Source organism: Micromonospora sp. CNZ296, from assembly GCF_007827635.1.
The window spans coordinates 29,585-47,242 of sequence record NZ_VISW01000017.1; the positions used below are offsets into that span (position 1 = coordinate 29,585).

General features: G+C 72.8%; 14 protein-coding genes. 3 read left to right on the forward strand and 11 right to left on the reverse strand.

Annotated elements, in window-relative coordinates; all coding sequences use genetic code 11:
• Positions 1 to 14: 14 nt before the first annotated feature.
• Genes FB455_RS25330 through FB455_RS25345 form a run of 4 tightly spaced genes read right to left on the reverse strand, consistent with a single transcriptional unit; the run spans position 15 to position 5,470 of the window.
• Complete coding sequence (locus tag FB455_RS25330) at positions 15 to 449, reverse strand: hypothetical protein (RefSeq protein WP_013284192.1); 435 nt, start codon at positions 447 to 449, stop codon at positions 15 to 17.
• Positions 446 to 4,672: a toxin glutamine deamidase domain-containing protein gene (locus FB455_RS25335; protein ID WP_244879770.1), complete on the reverse strand. Its 4,227-nt coding sequence runs from the start codon at positions 4,670 to 4,672 to the stop codon at positions 446 to 448. The genes FB455_RS25330 and FB455_RS25335 overlap by 4 nt, the downstream gene beginning before the upstream one ends.
• 24 nt (positions 4,673 to 4,696) lie before the next feature.
• A complete protein-coding gene (locus FB455_RS25340; protein ID WP_013284190.1) occupies positions 4,697 to 5,053 on the reverse strand; it encodes a hypothetical protein in 357 nt (118 codons plus the stop codon).
• Between the two features lie 3 nt (positions 5,054 to 5,056).
• A complete protein-coding gene (locus FB455_RS25345; RefSeq protein WP_013284189.1) occupies positions 5,057 to 5,470 on the reverse strand; it encodes a YbaB/EbfC family nucleoid-associated protein in 414 nt (137 codons plus the stop codon).
• A gap of 78 nt (positions 5,471 to 5,548) precedes the next feature.
• Between FB455_RS25345 and FB455_RS25350 the strand changes: the two genes are divergently transcribed.
• Positions 5,549 to 6,784, forward strand: a complete 1,236-nt coding sequence (locus FB455_RS25350) for an SUKH-3 domain-containing protein (RefSeq protein WP_013284188.1) — start codon at positions 5,549 to 5,551, stop codon at positions 6,782 to 6,784.
• Positions 6,785 to 6,799: 15 nt separating this feature from the next.
• Here the strand turns inward: FB455_RS25350 and FB455_RS25355 are convergent, their stop codons facing one another.
• Positions 6,800 to 8,239, reverse strand: a complete 1,440-nt coding sequence (locus FB455_RS25355) for an aldehyde dehydrogenase family protein (protein WP_145755100.1) — start codon at positions 8,237 to 8,239, stop codon at positions 6,800 to 6,802.
• Positions 8,240 to 8,381: 142 nt separating this feature from the next.
• Between FB455_RS25355 and FB455_RS25360 the strand changes: the two genes are divergently transcribed.
• Together FB455_RS25360 and gabT are read left to right on the forward strand one after the other, a co-directional pair.
• Positions 8,382 to 9,818 (forward strand): gamma-aminobutyraldehyde dehydrogenase, encoded by a 1,437-nt coding sequence (locus tag FB455_RS25360; RefSeq protein WP_013284186.1) that lies wholly within the window; start codon positions 8,382 to 8,384, stop codon positions 9,816 to 9,818.
• A 5-nt stretch (positions 9,819 to 9,823) separates the two neighbouring features.
• Positions 9,824 to 11,095, forward strand: coding sequence for a 4-aminobutyrate--2-oxoglutarate transaminase (gene gabT, locus FB455_RS25365; RefSeq protein ID WP_145755101.1), 1,272 nt, complete (start codon positions 9,824 to 9,826; stop codon positions 11,093 to 11,095).
• Positions 11,096 to 11,162: 67 nt separating this feature from the next.
• On the opposite strand, the gene FB455_RS25370 is transcribed toward gabT, so the two are convergent.
• From FB455_RS25370 to FB455_RS25395, 6 genes are all read right to left on the reverse strand, one after another.
• Complete coding sequence (locus FB455_RS25370; protein WP_013284184.1) at positions 11,163 to 11,822, reverse strand: RlpA-like double-psi beta-barrel domain-containing protein; 660 nt, start codon at positions 11,820 to 11,822, stop codon at positions 11,163 to 11,165.
• 75 nt (positions 11,823 to 11,897) lie between these two features.
• The gene (locus FB455_RS25375) at positions 11,898 to 12,533 is read right to left on the reverse strand and encodes a M15 family metallopeptidase (RefSeq protein WP_145755102.1); all 636 of its coding nucleotides are present in this window, start codon (positions 12,531 to 12,533) and stop codon (positions 11,898 to 11,900) included.
• Positions 12,530 to 13,663 (reverse strand): D-alanine--D-alanine ligase family protein, encoded by a 1,134-nt coding sequence (locus tag FB455_RS25380; RefSeq protein WP_145755103.1) that lies wholly within the window; start codon positions 13,661 to 13,663, stop codon positions 12,530 to 12,532. The genes FB455_RS25375 and FB455_RS25380 overlap by 4 nt, the downstream gene beginning before the upstream one ends.
• Entirely contained in the window at positions 13,660 to 15,795 is a 2,136-nt protein-coding gene (locus FB455_RS25385; protein ID WP_145755104.1) for a pyridoxal-phosphate dependent enzyme, read from the reverse strand. Before FB455_RS25385 ends, FB455_RS25380 begins: the two co-directional genes overlap by 4 nt.
• Positions 15,796 to 15,910: 115 nt before the next feature.
• Entirely contained in the window at positions 15,911 to 16,963 is a 1,053-nt protein-coding gene (locus FB455_RS25390; RefSeq protein WP_013474095.1) for a sensor histidine kinase, read from the reverse strand.
• Positions 16,960 to 17,625, reverse strand: coding sequence for a response regulator transcription factor (locus FB455_RS25395; protein WP_030271171.1), 666 nt, complete (start codon positions 17,623 to 17,625; stop codon positions 16,960 to 16,962). Before FB455_RS25395 ends, FB455_RS25390 begins: the two co-directional genes overlap by 4 nt.
• Positions 17,626 to 17,658: the final 33 nt, after the last annotated feature.

The following is a 17,658-nucleotide window of genomic DNA, read 5'->3' on the forward strand; positions in this document are numbered from 1 at the left end:
GTTCCGGGCCGCTGTCAGGAGGCGATGGTGGGGTCGGCGGCCGGGTCACCGGCCTGCTGGAGCTGCTCCTCGAACATCACGAAGGTCCGCCGCCGGACTCCCCGGATCAGCGCCTGCTCCTGCGGCGTCGGGTACCGGCGTTCCTGCTGGAGCGTGTCCTCGATCGCCCGGACGGTTTCGTAGAGAGCGAAGATCGGCCCGTCGCCATTCAGATAGCGGCCTCGCTCGTGTTCAGTGAGTTGTACGAACTCATCCCGCGAGATCTCACTGATCTCGTCACCGCCGGTGAAGAGCACCTTGTCGATGAGATTGTTGGCCTCGCGCCAGCCCCCTGTGTCCTTGGAGAGCCTCCAGCCTGCGACGCCGCCATCGGCCGTGGCTACGAGCTTCAGGGGGGAGCCGAAGTAATCGAAGAACTTCGGCAGCCGCAAGCCCTCTACCTGACTCACCGCGGTGGCTCCTCCCCAAGGCTCTCTTGCACCTTGCTCCAGTAAGCGTCCTGCACTCGCCGGAGGAGTCCGTCCCGAATCGCACGTTCCCCCTGTGTCAACGGCCTGCCCTCGATCTCTGCCGCCGCGCTGAGGTCGCGCCGAACCTCGTACAACGAATGCTCCCACTCTGCGATGTCATCGAGCGACACCAGGTGCAGCCGAAGCTCTCCTACATGGCCGTTCGACATCCGGAGGTTCAGCAGTAGGTCCCGATAACCGCTCGCCTGCGGATTGAGGAAACGATCCTTGATGTGCAGAATCACGACCTCCGGGTCGACTGCTAGACGGCCGAGTGCCTGGTAAACCGCATCGACGCTGTCGAACTGCACTTTGGCGCCGGCCAAGTCCTTGAGCTGGGACGCGTCATTCTCGTACTCACCTTCCAGCTTGTCGAGGACACGCTCTCGGCTCTTGGGCTCGGTCCGCCAGCCGGGCGTGCCGCCGTGTGCAGCCAGCTTGATGGCAAGCCTGTTCAGCTCCTGCTGGGCGACCACCGCATCCGCATACAGCCGGTCAACGTATGCAAGGCGGTAGACCTCATCATGACGTCGCCTTTCATCAAACCCAGGTTGCAGTCTCGACTGACGGCGGGACGCCACCGAATCGACGAGTCGACGCTGCTCGTGAGTGATGGGCGTCGGTTGAGGCGTCAATGGTTCATGCGCTACGACAGCGTCCGCCCCGTACTCGGCTATGTCGTTGATGACCTCGCCGAGTACATCGATGGCCTGCTGGTGGCTGGCCAGGTGATGCAGGGTCAGCGGCCGCGCGGTCAGCGAGTTGGCGAGTTCCGGCGTCGCCAGGATCATCCGGACCAGGTCGGGCCGCTCCGCGAGCTGCCGCACCAGCGTCTCGGCCAGCAACTCCTCGCGTCGCGGCGGCGCCTCCCAGCTCTGGTCGAGCATCCGCTGCACGCGCGGGTCGGCGAACAACCGGGTGAGGTCGGCCGCACCGCTCTCGTCCAGCGCCGGTACGAGCCGCCGCAACGTCGGCACGTCGGCGTGCTGCGCCAGCTCGACGGGCGTCACCCCGGCGGCGAAGGCGTCGTCGAGGTTCCCGCTCTGCGCGAGCGCGTCGCGCACGTAGAGCCCGGCGGCGATCCGGTCGGCGTGCGCCTGCCGGTGGTCCTCGCGTACCCGGTCGGGTTCCGGCTCGACCGGCGGCGCGCTCCCCGGCAGCGGTCCGTCGCCCCGGCGGTAGATGGTGGTGGACTCGCCGAGCAGGTGGACGTGGTTGAAGTCCGGGACGTGGCCGTCTGCGATCGGCGGCGGGGCCGGCGGCCGTGGCGGCGCCGGACGGGGTAGCGGCTCGGGCAGGACGTTGTAGGTGCCGGGCGGGCGGCCGGCGAGCGGCATCGGCCGGCCGTCGGGGCCGAGCACCAGAGCGTCGACGCCGACCACGTTGCTGCGGGCCGGACGGCCGCTGTGGTGGTAGATCGGCCGGTCCGCCACCTCGCCCGTCTGCGGGTCGAGGAAGAGGATCGTGCCGCTCTGGTTCAACGCCACCCACGCGTGCGATCCGCCGCCCTCGAAGCTGGTGATGAGGAACGCGTAACTGCCGTGACCGCCCGACGCGAGCTGCGCGTACAGGTCCCGGTAACCGCCGTCCACCAACAACTGCCGGTCCCGGCCGGTGATCCCGGGCCGATCCGGCCGGCAGAGGTTCTGGAACCGGCCGCCGGTCGTCTGCTCGACCCGCAGCGGTCCGTCCGCCTCGCCGCCCACCGGCCGGTTCACGTCGCCGTGCAGGTAGCCGTCGAACGTACGCGGCGCCGCGACGCGCGGCCGTCCGTGGACCCAGGTCTCGAACAGCGACAGCGTGCAGTCGAGGCAGTTGATCCCCCGGGTGGCGTCGGCCGCCGGTCCGCCGTCGTTCGCGAGGCGGAACCAGCCACCGCGCCGGGGATCGGCGGTACGCGTCACGCTGCCGTCGGGGTTGCGGGGCATCTGCCGTTCGAGGTCGGTCTGGTGCAGCGCGAGCGGAGGCCGGAGTCCTCCCCGGCGGCCGTACGGCCGGGACCTGTCGATCGGCTCGGGGTGTCCGTGACCGGTGAGCGCGGAGTGGTCGGCCGTCTCCACCGCGCCGACGGCCAGGTCCGCCACGTCGTCGTTGATGCGGTAGAAGTCGAGGTCGTCCTCGACCATCACCTCGCGCGGCAGCCGCTGGCCGGCACGGACCGCCTCCACCTCGTCGACGGCTCGGTAGTGCAGGCGTTCTCGCCGCCGGCCCTCCCACACGTGCCTGTCGGCGAGCTCGTGCCGCCCGGCTTGGCGCAGCTCGTGGGCCTGCATGAGGAGCCAACGCGCCGCCTCGTAATGCTGTTCGGCGAGATCACGCAGCTCCCTGATCTGCGCCTCCCGTCTGTTCTCCTCGTGCAAGGCACGCTGGGACTGCAGATAGCCCTGGTAGCGCCGCCGGTCCAGACCCTCCCGATCGGCCTTCAGCCGCGCGGCGCGCTGCTCAGCGGTCTCACGGGGCCACGCCTGGACATGGGGCGGGCCCGGGTGGGGCCCCGGGGAGTCGGTAGGAGTGCGGGGCGGAGCCAAGGACTCCAGCAGCGGAAAACGGGGGTTCGGCCCCGGCCGGGGCTCGGGCCCGATGGTCGACGCTCCCGGGTGCGGCCCCGTCTGCGGGCTGACCGGTGAGACCGGAGGCGGTCCCGCCTGACCTCCATTGCTGACGGGGGCGGCGCGGTCCGCCGTTGGTGGCGCCGCGATCTGCGGGTGGTTGGCGGGCGGTGCAGGGAGTGTCGCCGGTGCGGCTGCCGCCTGAATCGGGTTGGTCGAGGACGGCGTGGGGTGGTCGACCGGCGTCGCCACCGGAACCGCGCCGCTGTGGACTCCGGGCGCGGTTGACGGGGGCGTGGCGACGGGCGCTTCCGTGATCACCGAGGACAACGTGGGGCTCGTGGTGACCGTCGGACGTGCCACGTCGTGCGGGACGACATCGTTGTGCGGCGGCGTCGTCGTGGGATCCGGCGCCGGAAGCGGCAGGTCCACGGCGAGCGGGTGCGGACCGGTGGCTTGGGGCGTGACGTGTGTGGGTGTCACGGGAACGGCGCCGGCGATCGTGTCGCTGCCCTGCACGACCGGCTCGGCGACCCGCTGGGCCGGGATCAGCCCGACGGGATCGGCGGCGATCGGCACGTCCAGGCTGACCGGGGACACCGTCAACCCGCTCAGCTGCCCGTCGAGGCGGCGTTGCAGTGCCGTGTCCGCCTGGTTGGTGGCGGAACCGGTGGCGCCGGAGGCAGCCGCGCGCGCCAGATCCTCCAGCGACGGCCCCTGGCCGGTCGCCAGACCCGCCGCGGTCTCGGCGAGCGTCTCCCCGGCCATCTCCCGCCCGAACCGCTCGCCGATCTCCGCGAACCGCCCGTTGGCGTGCCGGCCCAGCCCGGCCAATGGCGCGACCGCGCCGCCGGCGAATCCGCCGAGAGCCGACGTGCTCACGTCGGTCAGGTCGAGGCCGTCCCGCCGGCCGGTGGAGTTCTGGTACGCCTGCGTGCCGAGGCTGGTGCCCGCCTCCTGACCGGCCTCCAGCAGACCGCCGATCGCGGCCCGTCGAGCCAGCGTGCGGGCACCGGACCTGGCCACCTCCTTGGCAGCGCGTTCGCCCGCCTCTTTGAGGCCCTGCTTGACCGCCTTGCGGGCGAGCTGGGCCACCAGCCGCTTGAAGATCTGCTGCACCACGACCCGCGTGGCGGTGATCGCAGCGGCCGCCGCCGGTGAGGCGGCGCCCAGGGTGAGCACTGTGGCGACCGCCAGGGACAGCAACTCGACGACCAGGATGCCCAGCTCGATCCAGGCTTCCAGCTTCGCGCCCTCGATGTCGCAGCCGCAGGAGTCCACCAGACGTGCCAGCTCGTCTGTGGCCGCGACCAGGACGTGCAGTGGAGCGTCCTGGCCTTCGGCGAGCTTGTGCCACGCCGTGTCGAACGCGCCGGCGACCAGGCCGACTCCCCCGTACCCGCTCTTGACCTCGCCGGCAGCGGTGATCGCGTCGTCGCGCGGACGGGCAAGGACGCCTGCTACGCCGTACCACTGGTCGGCCAGGTCCCAGACGGCGCGCTCGTTGCCCTCCGGCCATTCGACGCCGACCACCCAGTCGAGCGCCTCGTAGATCCAGCCGGGCAGGTCCCACGGGCAGAAGTCGAGCGGGTGCGGGATCGGGCTGGGCAGCATGCTCACGCGCGGGTCCTCCGGTGGTCAGCGCCGGGGCCGATGGGGGTTGTGCCCTTGCTGCGGGATCTTCCCGAGGTCACGGGCGTTGCTCAGGTCCGTCTCCACGGTGGCCGCGACCGAGCGGACGACGTCCGACCCGAGCACCTCCAGCGACCGGCCGAGAAGCTCCCACGCGCGCAGCAGCGTCTCGGCGTAGCCCTGGTAGTGCTTGTCGAACGCGGCGCCGATGTCGTCGCGGCCCCAGGGCCGCTGCGCGCTCGCGTGGGCGATCGGCTCGCCCGTCTCCCGCCGGGCCGCGCTCACCGCCCGCCCCGACAGCGCCAGGTCAGCCCCGCCGCGCCGGGCCCGGTCCGGGTCCAGCCAGATCTCTCCCCCGGCCACCTGTCACTCGCCGCGGGCCAGCACGGAGTCAGCCCGGCCGAGCAGCGCGCCGAAGTCATGGGTACGCAGGAATTCGACCGAAGGGGAGCCCGGCGGCAGGTATCCGGAGACCAGTTCGCGGGTGGCGGCGCTCGCCGCGGTGGAGGCGCGCAGCACGGTCTCGGTGATCTTCCGGCTCAACGCACGGGCGTCCCGGTCCTGGAACGCCGCCGGGCTCACCTCGACGCTGATCAGCTCGCCTCGCGCGCCGACGACGGCGGTCACCTGACCGTCGTCGGAGCGTTCGGTGACCCGCAACTCGGCCAGCTTGGTCTGGAGATCGTCCAGACCGGACCGCAAGCGCTGGTATTGGCCGTACACCTCGTCGAATCGCGCGCGCAGTGCACGGTTCGCATCCCGGTCCGCACTCTCGGCCACCGTCGCTCCCCTTCCGTCACCGTGGGTAGGGCTGACCATACCGGGTGCCACGAAATCCGTGGGGTCCGGTAATTTCAGGTGGTGATCGAGCGACAGCAGGCCGAGCAGATCGCCTCGGTGTGGGCCCGGCGGGACTCCGACCGCCTCGGTTTTCCCTGCACGCCGGAGGTCGAGGAGTTCGACCTGGGCTACGTGGTGAGTTCCGTCGTGTCCACCGAGGCCCGGGCGCTCCCCGGCGACCTGCCGACCACTGTGATCGACAAGGAGACCGGCGAGGTGTCCACGTGGCCACGGGTGCCGGCCGCGGCGGTCGAGCGGATGTACCGGCAGCGGCGTCCGGCCGAACCGCGCCCGCCGCGTACCGTCGACCCGGCCGCCCAACTGCTGCGTGAGCTGACCCGCCTGCCCACGCCCGGCGCGGCGGCGCACCTCACGCTCGACGGCCGGCAGCACGTCGCGCAGGGCGCGAAGGGCGCGATCGAGGTACGCCACCATCCGCTGGTGCAGTCCTATCTGGACGAACTACCGGCGGGGCATCTGGTACGCGGCGGGGAACGGCACGCCGAGATGATCGTCGTCTCCGATGCGCTCTACGAGCACGACCACCGCCGAGCCGCCGAGGGTCTGCCGCCGTTGTCCATCGAGGACGCGCGCGACCTGCTCGCCAGTAGCCGAATCGAGGTCTATCGCAGTCGTGAGCCTGGCGACCCCCAGGGCGGACAAGCGGATCTTCCCTGCGACTCGTGCGTCCGGTTCCTGGTGCGGTTCGCGGTACTGCCGTGGTCCGACCTCGCCTTCGTGGAGGAATGGCGCCCGGAGCCGCGCGAGGTCATTCAACCCGGGCGGTTTCCTGACGACGTCGCCCACGCCCTCATGGACGGCGGCTGGCAGATCAGCATGTTCAACGAGGCACTCGCGATGGGCGCGATGACCGAGACGAAGGCGGTCGCGGGGCAGCATCACCGGCACGAGGCGTTCCCCGCCGCCGAGGCGGCGCTCACCGCGTTCCCGGCCGTCCTGAGCCGACGGCGCGGGCCCGGCGAGCAGGTCTGGATCAGCCGGTTCACTACGAATCCGCTGCGGGCCGCCCACACCGCCGACTCCCTCGCCGACTTCGCCGCCGTCCTGGGCGCCCGTCTCTTCCCGCTCGGCAGCGAACGTCAGGAGAGCATCCTCGCGATCGACGAGCACGGCCGGATCTTCGCCCTCGACCAGGCCGGCGAGTGGTTCCTCGGCGCCGACATCGACGCCGCCCTCACCACCCTGCTGCTCGGCCGCGCCCCCGCCCGGGTCCGCGACGACGGCACCTGGTGAGCGGCGGGCGAGCGGTCAGAGGGCCACGCCGGTCAGCACCGTGACCCGCGGCTCGGTGTAGTCGTCCATCGCGCTGCGCAGCCCTTCCCGCCCGACCCCGGAGCCCTTCATCCCGCCGTACGGCATCTGGTCGGCCCGGTACGACGGCACGTCCCCGACGATCACGCCACCGACCTCCAGCGTGCGGGCGGCGTCGAACGCCACGTCGAGCCGGTGGGTGAAGACGCCGGCCTGGAGGCCGTACGCCGAGTCGTTGACGGCGGCGAACGCGGCCCGGTCGTTCACGACCGGGGCGACCACCAGCACCGGTCCGAACACCTCTTCGGCGCACACCTTCGCGTCGGCCGGCACGCCGCTGAGCACAGTGGGCGGGTAGGTGGCGCCGTCGCGCCGCCCGCCGGTCTCGATGACGGCGCCGGCGGCGACCGCCTCGTCCACCCAGGTCTCGACGCGCTGCGCCGCCTCGACCGACACCAGCGGGCCGACGTCGGTCAGCTCGGAGCGCGGGTCGCCGGTGCGCAGCGCCTGCACCGCCGCGACGAGCCGGGGCAGGAAGCCGTCGTAGAGCCATTCGTGCACGTAGACCCGCTGCACGGCGATGCACGACTGCCCGGCCTGGTAGTTGGAGAACGTGGCGATGCGGTGCGCGGCGAAGGTCAGGTCCTCGTCCGCCGCCCAGTCCTCGCAGATGACCGCCGCCGCGTTGCCGCCGAGCTCCAGCGTGACGTGCTTGTCCGGCGCGGCCCGGCGGATGGCCGCGCCGACCGGTCCGGAGCCGGTGAACGACACCACCGGTAGCCGCGGGTCGGTGACCAGTTCGGCGGCGCGCTCGTTCGGCAGCGGCAGCACCGAGAACATGCCCTCGGGCAGGTCGGTCTCGGCCAGGATCTCGCCGAGCAGCAGCGCGGTGAGAGGGGTGGCCGGTGCGGGCTTGACCACGATCGGGGTGCCGACGGCGAGCGCCGGGGCGACCTTGTGGGCGACCAGGTTGAGCGGGAAGTTGAACGGGGTGATGCCGAGCACCGGCCCGCGCGGCACGCGCCGGACCAGGGCGATCCGCCCGGTGGCGGCGGGGTCGGTGTCGAGCCGTTGCAGCTCGCCGGAGAAGCGGCGGGCCTCCTCGGCGGCCCAGCGGAACGTGGAGATCGCGCGCCCGACCTCGGCCTTCGCCCATTTGACCGGCTTGCCGTTCTCGGCGGTGATCAGCGCGGCGACCTCGTCGGCCCGCTCGGCGAGCCGGCGGGAGACGTGGTCCAGGGCGGCCGCACGGGCGTGCGCGGGCAGGGCCGCGGCCTCCGCGGCCACCGCGGCGGCGCCCGCGACTGCGGCTTCGAGCTGGTCGGCCGTGGCGAGCGTGGTACGCCCCACCGGCTGCCCGTCGTACGGGTGGGTGACTGTCAGCTCGTCCTCGCCGTGGGCGGGGCGACCGGCGACGTAGAAGGCTCTCGGCTCCACGACCGGCAGCCTAGACCACAGACGCCCACGCGGAAACAGTTGCTCAAACCCTTGTCTGCCTCGGATTTAGTAGCCAAGATGGCAGTCAGATTGCGATAACCTCCGCTGACCCTCTCCCCGGCCACCCTCTCGGAGACTTCTGATGAGCGACCAGCAGCAGCTGCGCAACTTCGTCAACGGCGAGTACGTCGACCCGGTGGACGGCGGCTACGCCGACCTGATCGACCCGTGCACCGGCGAGGTCTTCGCCCAGGCCCCGGTCTCCGGCGCGGCGGATGTGGACGCGGCGATGAAGGCCGCCTCCGCCGCGTTCGAGACCTGGCGGGACGCCACACCGGCCGAGCGGCAGCGGGCGCTGCTGAAGTTCGCCGACGCGGTGGAGTCGCGGGCCGCCGAGCTGGTCGACGCGGAGGTCCGCAACACCGGTAAGCCCCGGCAGCTCACCGCCGACGAGGAGCTGCCGCCCGCGGTGGACGAGCTGCGCTTCTTCGCCGGGGCGGCGCGCCTGCTGGAGGGGCGCTCGGCCGGCGAGTACATGGCCGGGCACACCTCGTACGTGCGGCGCGAGCCGATCGGCGTCTGCGCCCAGGTGACGCCGTGGAACTACCCGCTGATGATGGCGGTCTGGAAGATCGCCCCGGCGCTCGCGGCCGGCAACGCGGTGGTGCTGAAACCGTCGGACACCACGCCGGTGTCGACGCTGCTGCTGGCCGAGATCGCCGCCGAGCACCTGCCCCCGGGTGTGTTCAACGTGGTCTGCGGCGACCGCGACACCGGCCGTACGCTGGTCTCCCACCCGACCCCGCAGCTCGTGTCGATCACCGGCTCGACCCGCGCGGGCATGGAGGTGGCCGCCGCGGCGGCGCCGGACCTGAAGCGGACCCACCTGGAGCTGGGCGGCAAGGCCCCGGTGGTGATCTTCGACGACGCGGACGTGGCGGCGGCGGCCGAGGCGATCGCGATGGGCGGCTACTTCAACGCCGGTCAGGACTGCACGGCGGCGACCCGCGTGCTCACCGGTCCGGGCATCCACGAGGATTTCGTGGCCGCGCTGACCGAGCAGGCCCGCAACACCCGCACCGGCGCGCCGGACGACGCGGACGTGCTCTACGGCCCGCTGAACAACGCCAACCAGCTCGCCCGGGTCAGCGGCTTCGTGGACCGGCTGCCGGACCACGCGAACGTCACCACCGGCGGTGCCCGGGTCGGCGAGCGTGGCTTCTTCTACGCCCCGACAGTGGTCTCCGGCGTCCGCCAGGCCGACGAGATCATCCAGGACGAGGTGTTCGGGCCGGTCATCACCGTGCAGCGCTTCTCCGACGAGGACGAGGCGGTGCGCTGGGCCAACGGCGTGGACTACGGCCTGTCCGCCTCGGTGTGGACGCGCGACCACGGCCGGGCCATGCGGATGACCCGGCGGCTGGACTTCGGGTGCGTCTGGGTGAACACGCACATCCCGTTCGTCTCGGAGATGCCGCACGGCGGCTTCAAGCACTCCGGCCACGGCAAGGACCTGTCGGTCTACAGCCTGGAGGACTACACCCGGGTCAAGCACGTCATGCACAACATCGAGGGCTGATCCCGGTGGCCACGAGCGAGGAGTTGCACAAGCGCCGGGTCGAGGCGGTGGCGCGGGGCGTGGGCAGCACGATTTCCGCGTACGTGGACCGGGCGGGCGGCGGCACGATCACCGACGTGGACGGCCGGGAGTGGATCGACTTCGCGGCCGGCATCGCTGTCACCAACGTGGGCAACTCCGCGCCGCGCGTGGTCGAGGCGGTACGCGCGCAGGTCGAGCGCTTCACCCACACCTGCTTCATGGTCGCGCCGTACGAGTCGTACGTGGCGGTCTGCGAGCAGCTCAACGCGCTGACGCCGGGTGGCTTCGGGAAGCGGTCGGCGTTGTTCAACTCCGGCGCCGAGGCGGTGGAGAACGCGGTGAAGATCGCCCGGCACGCGACCGGGCGGCCCGCTGTGGTGGTGTTCGACCACGCGTACCACGGCCGGACCAACCTGACCATGGCGCTGACCGCGAAGAACATGCCGTACAAGCACCGGTTCGGGCCGTTCGCCGGTGAGGTCTACCGGGTGCCGATGTCGTACCCGCTGCGCGACGGCGGGCTCGACGGCGCCACCGCGGCGGCCCGGTCGATCGAGATGATCGAGAAGCAGGTGGGCGCGGAGAACGTGGCGGCGCTGCTGATCGAGCCGATCCAGGGCGAGGGCGGTTTCGTCGTACCCGCTCAGGGTTTCCTGCCGGCGCTGCGCGAGTGGGCGACGGCGGCCGGGGTGGTGTTCGTCGCCGACGAGATCCAGACCGGTTTCTGCCGCACCGGCGACTGGTTCGCCTGCGAGCACGAGGGCGTCGAGCCGGACCTGATCACGCTGGCGAAGGGCATCGCGGGCGGCCTGCCGCTGGCGGCGGTGACCGGCCGGGCGGACCTGATGGACGCGGTGCACGTCGGCGGCCTCGGCGGCACGTACGGCGGAAACCCGATCGCCTGCGCCGCCGCGCTCGCGTCGATGGAGACGATGCGGGAGCTGGACCTGGCCGCGGCCGCGCGCCGGATCGGCGCGGTGATGGGTGAGCGGCTGCGCACGATCGCCGCCGGTGACCCGCGCGTGGCAGAGGTACGCGGCCGGGGCGCGATGCTCGCGATGGAGATCGTGGTGCCGGGCACGCTGACCCCGGACCCGGCCGCCACGGCGGCGATCTCGGCGGCCTGCCACGCGGCCGGGCTACTCACCCTGACCTGCGGCACCTACGGCAACGTGCTGCGGTTCCTGCCTCCGCTCGTCATCTCCGACGACGAGCTGGGCCGGGGACTCGACATCCTGGCGGCCGCCTTCGGCTGACCCCGGACGTGGGACACCATGGGCCCGATCTCCCCCAGGACCGGCCCATGGTGTTCCGCCCGGAGGATCAGCGGAGCAGCTCCACAGTGTTGCGCCGGACCAGGTTCTTGCCGGGTTCCCGGATCGCGTCCATGGCCGCCGTGTTCAGCAGCACGCAACTACCAGACGGCCCGGTCACCGTCACGGTCACCACCTTGTTGTTGTCCAGGTTCGTCACCCGCAGCCGGGTGCCGAGCGGGAACTGGCCGCTGGTGGCTGCGGGCGCCCCGCCCTCGGCGAAGAACGTGAGCGCGCCGGAGCAGACGCTGCCGCCGATCGGCTGCGCCGCGCCCGGCCGGGTCTCACCCGGCTGCGCACCGGGCGCCGGGGCGGCGGCGCCGTCGAGGCGTTCCACCACGTTGCGGCGGACGACGTTCTTGCCCGGCTCGCGTACCAGGTCCATGGCGGCGGCGTTCAGCAGCACGCAGCTCCCGGACGGCCCGGTCACCGTCACCGTGGCCACCTTGCGGTTGTCCAGGTTCGTCACCCGCAGCCGGGTGCCCACCGGGAACCTGTCACTTGTCGCGGCCGGTGGTCCGCCCTCGGCCGAGAAGGTCACCGACCCGGCGCAGACCGACCGCCCGACCGGCGCGGTGTCCGCGAAACCCAGTCCGGTGCCCACCGAGACCGCCACAGTGGCGGTCACCGCCACAGTCGCCGCCATCACGTGCTTGCGCTGCACCCTCACGTTCTCTCCCGTCGTCGCTGTCGTTCGACGCGTGGTACGGACGGGAGGGCCGGACCGTTCACCCGGATGCGCGGGCTACAGCGGACCGTAGCGGGTGTGTGGCGCTCCGGTCATCAGCGCCCAGTACCTGTCGCCGTAGGACCAGTGCCACCACTCCGTCGGGTAGTTCACCAGCCCCGCGCCGCTCAGCGCCGCCACCAGCACGTTCCGGTTGCGCCACGCGCTGACCGGGATGTGCCGGGCCGCGGTGAAGCAGGCGTCGGCGCTCTCCTCCGGGGTGGCGTCGAGCGCTGTGCCCATGTCCAACTCCGCCCCGTCGGCGTCACACAGGGTGAGGTCGACTGCTCCGCCGGTGCTGTGCGGGGCCACAGCGACCGGCGAGACGAACTTGGTGGTCTCCCGGTGCAACCGGTCCGCCGGCCAGTCCGGGTGGCGCCGCCGCAACTCGTCCCGGTAGCCGGTGAAGATGTCGAGCTGCGCCCGGTACGGCCGGTACCCCTCGACCACGAGCAGGCGCAGCCCGGCCGGCAGCGCGCGCTGCGCGGCCAGCAACCGGTCCGCGACCCCGAGCCGCACCCGGGCGTACGCCCCGGCGGGGTCGGCGGCCCGCCCGTCCACCCGCAGCCCGGGCACCTCGCGCAGGTCCACCAGGGGTTCGCCGTCGTCCCGGCTGGACACCGCGGCGACCCGGGGGTCGGAGAGCAGGATCACGGCGTACCCCCGGGGTGTTCGCGCGACGGCCGGGCCGCGTGCCTGGTGAAGGCGAGCGCGACGAGCCGGTCCACCACCTCGGGGTACGCGACGCCGGACTCGGCCCACACCTTCGGGTACATCGAGTGGGCGGTGAAGCCTGGCAGCGTGTTCAGCTCGTTGACGAACAGGTCGCCGGTGGTCTCGTCGTAGAGGAAGTCGACACGGGCCAGGCCCCAGCCGCCGATCGCGGTGAACGCCCGCACCGACAGCTCGCGGATCCGCTCGGTGACCTCGTCCGGCAGCGGCGCCGGGACGATCATCGGGTCGGCGTCGCCGAAGTACTTCTGCCGGTAGTCGAACCAGCCGCCCGCGACCCGGACCTCGCCGACCGCCGACGCCTCCGGCTGCCAGCCGCCGAGCACGCCGCACTCCAGTTCCCGGCCGGTCACGCCCTGCTCGACGAGCACCACGTGGTCGTGCCGGAACGCCTCCTCCACGGCGGCGATCAGGTCGTCACCGTCGGCCACCCGGGAGATGCCGATCGAGGAGCCCATCCGGGCCGGCTTGACGAACAGCGGCCCGCGCAGCCCGACCACCAGCTTCTCCGGGTCGGACGCGGCCCGCCAGGTCGGTTCGTCGAACCAGACGTACGGCGTGGTCGGCACGTCCTCGGCCCGCAGCGCCCGCTTCATCGCCACCTTGTCCATGCCGACTGCGGAGGCGAGGATGCCGCACCCGACGTACGGCACGCCCAGTGACTCCAGCAGCCCCTGCACCACGCCGTCCTCGCCGTACGGGCCGTGCAGCACCGGGAACACCACGTCCAGTTCGGCGTGCACAGTCGCGGGGGCGTCGGCCGCGCCGACCGCGACGGTGCCGGTTGTCGTTCCGCGTCGCAGCTCGACCGCCGGACCGGTGACCGGCAGCCGGTCGTCGATCGCCCGCCCGGCCGTCACGGTTCCGAGGTGCTGCGCGAGCACCGGTTCGGGCAGCAGCCTGATCCCGCCGGTACGGGTGATGCCGAGCGCCACCACCCGGTGCCCCTGCCCGGCCAGGGCCCGGGCCACGCCGAGCGCCGAGGCGCAGGAGACCTCGTGTTCCGCCGACGGGCCTCCGAACAGGACACCGATCCGCATTGTCTCTCTCATGCCGCCACTCCCACAGTCATCCGGTCGCCCGCCAGCCGGGCCACCAGGTCCGCTTCCACGTTTCCGCCGGTCAGCACCACGCCGACAGTCATCTGCCGCCTGCCCTCGGGTGGCCACGGCGCCCCGCCCCCGGGGCGGGCGACGCCGCCCGCGCCGGACGGCTCGCCGAGGCGCAAGGCGCCGGCCAGCGCGGCCGCGCCGGACGGCTCGACGAGTACCTTCAGGTCCAGCAGGAGCAGCCGGAACGCCTCGGCGATCGCGTCGTCGTCGACACGGACCACCCCGCGTACGCGGTTGCGGGCCACCGCGAACGGCAGGTCGCCGACGCAGCCGGGGCGGAGTCCGTCGGCCAGGCTCGGCGCCGGGGCGACAGGTGTGGGCCGTCCGGCGGCCAGGCTGCGCGCCAGCGAGTCGCAGCCGACCGGCTCCACGCCGTACACCTCGATCGGGGTTCCGGCCGCCGCCAGGCAGGCACCGGCGATGCCGCCGCCCCCGCCCACCGGCACCACGAGCGCGTCCAGCGGTGTGCCGCGTCGCGCCGCCTCCTCGATCAGTTCCAGGCTCGCGCTGCCCTGACCGGCCACCACGTCCGGGTGCTCGTACGCGTCGACCAGCGGGTGGCCCTCCACCTCGGCGATCCGCCGGGCGACTGCGAGGCGCTCCTCGACTGTGGTGCCGGCCCGGACCACCCGGGCCCCGGCGGCCCGCGCCCGGTCCACCTTGACCGGCGCGGCGTCCTCCGGCAGCACGACGGTCGCGGCCAGCCCGTGCCGGCGCGCGGCGAGCGCCACCGCGACGGCGTGGTTGCCGGTGCTCTGCGCGACCACGCCGGTGTGCCCGGCGGCGGCGAGCCGGCCCACCGCCAGCATCGCGCCGCGCATCTTGTACGAGCCGCCGTCCTGGAGGTTCTCCGCCTTGAGCAGGATCCGGGCGCCGGCCAGGCGATCGATCGCCGGGCTGTGCAGCACCGGGGTACGCACCACCCGGCCGGACAGCACGCGGGCGGCCTCCTCGACATGTGTTCGGTCCGGCAGTACCGGCGCGTCGATTCGGGGCATGGTCTCTCCTTCGGGATTCGAGTGGGCGCGGCGGCGCGGCAGGTCGAACAGCCAGTGCGCGCCGAGCGCGGTGAGGCAGCGGTGCGCGGCGAGGCTCAGTGCCAGCACGAGCGCGGTGAGCAGGACCGGGTAGACGGTCACCAGCAGCGCCCGGGCCGGCCCGGGCAGGCCGGCCACCGGTGCGGCGAGGAGCCGGTCCAGCAGCGCCAGCACCGGCATGTGGATCACGTAGACACCAAGCGTGCGGCGGCCGAGCCGGGCCAGCGCCGGACCGGCCAGGCGGTGCCGGGCCAGCCGGGCGGCGGCGGTCAGCCCGAACGCCACAGCGATCACGGAGACGAGCAGGTACACGCCGGGCCACCTCTGCGCGCCGGCCGGCGCCATGGCGGCCAGCCCGATCGCGTACGCCGTGCCGGTGCCGGCGAGCCGGCGGGTGTTCGCGCCGTCCGCCCACCCGGTGAGGTACGGCCGCAGGTGCACGCCGGCCAGGAAGAACACCAGGTTCTGGTAGACGTGCCCCCGGTTCCCGGGGCTGTCCAGCAGCCCGGTGGCGGCCACCGCGGACAGCGCGCCCGCAGCGGTCAGCAGCATCGCCGGGTGCACCCGGCGCAGCGCCTTCGCGATCGCGAAGTAGAGCGCCAGCGCGTACAGGTACCACAGATTCGAGGGCGTCACGGTGAGCTGGGCCAGCAGCTCACCACCGTCGGTGGCCCGGTCGGTCGGGAAGTCCGGTGCCGACGCCAGCAGCGCGGTGTGGATGAGCAGCCAGATCGCGTAGAGGTAGAGGTTCCGCGCGATCCGGGGCCGCCCGGCCACCCGCCACGGGCGGGCCACCGCGTTCGCCGCGAAGATGCCGGAGAGCGCGAAGAACAACGGCATCCGCAGCGGCAGCAACTGCTCGCCGAGCAGCCCCCACGCACCCGGCACCGGCAGGCCGACCCGCCAGTCGACGCGCAGGTAGTCCTTGACGACGACGTGCCACAGCACCACGAGCACGATGCAGGCGCCCTTCGCCACGTCGGCCCAGAGCACCCGGCCGTCGGGCGGCGCGTTCCCCTCGGTACGGGTCGGCACTGCGGTCTCCTCTCCGGCCGTCTGCGGGTGGAAGGCGGCTCCGCCGGTCCCGTCCTCGGGCAGGTGTCATCGCGGGACGCCGCGACGGCGGCTCCCGGAGTCGTGTGTGGGGTGGTCAGCCCACGGGGGGCAGGTGGACGTCGACCCGCAGGCCGCCGTCCGGCCCCGGACGCGCGGCGATGATGCCGCCGTGCGCCTGGGTGATGGAGCGGGCGATGGCCAGGCCGAGCCCGGCGCCGCCGCCCTGGTTGGTCCGGTCCCGGGCGAGACGCCGGAACGGTTCGAACAGCCCGTCGACCGCCTCGGCGGGGACGCTCTGCCCGCTGTTCATGACGGTCAGCGCGGGGTCGCCGCCGACCGTGACGACGAGCCGGCCGCCCTCGCGGTTGTACTTGATGCCGTTCTCCACCAGGTTCGTAACCAGGCGTTCCAGCAGTACCCGCTCGCCGGTCACGATCCGGGGCGACAGCTGGGCCTCCACCGTCACGCCGGCCTCGGCGGCCCGGTCGGCGTACGCGGCCAGTACGCCGCTGACGATCTGTTCGAGGCGTTGCGGGGTGGAGGACCGCAGGCCCTGGTCGCTCTCGCTGAGCGCGAGCAGCCCTTCGATCAGCCGCTCGTTGCGTTCGTTCGTGGCGAGCAGTTGGGCGGTCAGCAGTTCCAGTTGCTCGCCGGTGAGCGACTGGGCCATGCCGACCTCGATCAGGGTGCGTTGCACCGCGAGCGGCGTACGCAGTTCGTGCGAGGCGTTCGCGGCGAACCGCCGCTGTCCCTCGTATCCGGCGGTGACCCGGTCCAGCATGTCGTCGATCGCGCGGCCGAGCCCGGCCAGCTCGTCCCGGCCGCCGCGCCGGATCCGGTAGCCGAGGTTCTGCGGCCCCAGGTTCGCGATCGGGGCGGCCAGGTCGTGCACCGGGCGCAGGCACCAGCGGGCAGCGCCCCACACCGCGAACCCGATGGCCACCAGCACCAGCAGTTCGATGAGCATGGGCAGCAGCGGGACGAACGGGCGGCCCGGCTCGCACACCGCGCCGATCGTGGCCAGGCCGCAGAACCGCTCGGCCTGCCCCCACACCATTTCGAGCAGCGACTTGACCAGGTTGGGCAGCATGAACCCGGCGAGCAGGGCGAGCACCCCGACCAGCAGGATGCGGCGGCGGGGGCTCACTCCGGCTCGCCGATCCGGTAGCCGGCCTTCGGCACCGTGTGGATGACGGACGGCTGGCCGAGCTTCTTGCGCAGGGTCATCACCGTCACCCGGACCGCGTTGGTGAACGGGTCGGCGAACTCGTCCCACGCCTGTTCCAGCAGCTCCTCGGCGCTCACCACCCGGCCACCGGCCCGCATCAGCACGTGCAGGACGGCGAACTCCTTCGGGCTCAGCCCGAGCGGGCTGCCGTCCCGGGTCGCGGAGTGCCGGGCCACGTCGAGCACCACACCGTGCTGCTCCAGCACCGGCGGGAGGGCCGGGGTGGACCGGCGGCCCAGCGCCTGCACCCGCGCCACCAGCTCGGCGAACGCGAACGGCTTGGTCAGGTAGTCGTCGGCTCCGAGCCCGAGGCCGGCGACCCGGTCCCGGATGCCGGCGGCGGCGGTGAGCAGCAGCACGCGGGTGCCGGCGTCCGACCCGGCCAGGCTCCGGCACACGTCGTCGCCGGTGGCGCCGGGCATGTCCCGGTCCAGCACCGCCACGTCGTACCGGTTGACCCCGATCCGTTCCAGCGCGCCGTCCCCGTCGTAGCAGACGTCGACAGCCATGGAGAACCGTCGCAACCCCTCGGCGACCGTGTCCGCCAAGAGCCGCTCGTCGTCCGCCACCAGCACCCGCACCGTTGCGCTCCCCCGTGTCTTCCCTCGTCGTCC

Bases quoted from the DNA above. Each gene is read 5' to 3' on its own strand.
- FB455_RS25380 (WP_145755103.1), bottom strand. From the start codon at position 13,663: ATGAGAGAGACAATGCGGATCGGTGTCCTGTTCGGAGGCCCGTCGGCG.
- FB455_RS25335 (WP_244879770.1), bottom strand. From the start codon at position 4,672: ATGCTGCCCAGCCCGATCCCGCACCCGCTCGACTTCTGCCCGTGGGAC.
- FB455_RS25360 (WP_013284186.1), top strand. From the start codon at position 8,382: ATGAGCGACCAGCAGCAGCTGCGCAACTTCGTCAACGGCGAGTACGTC.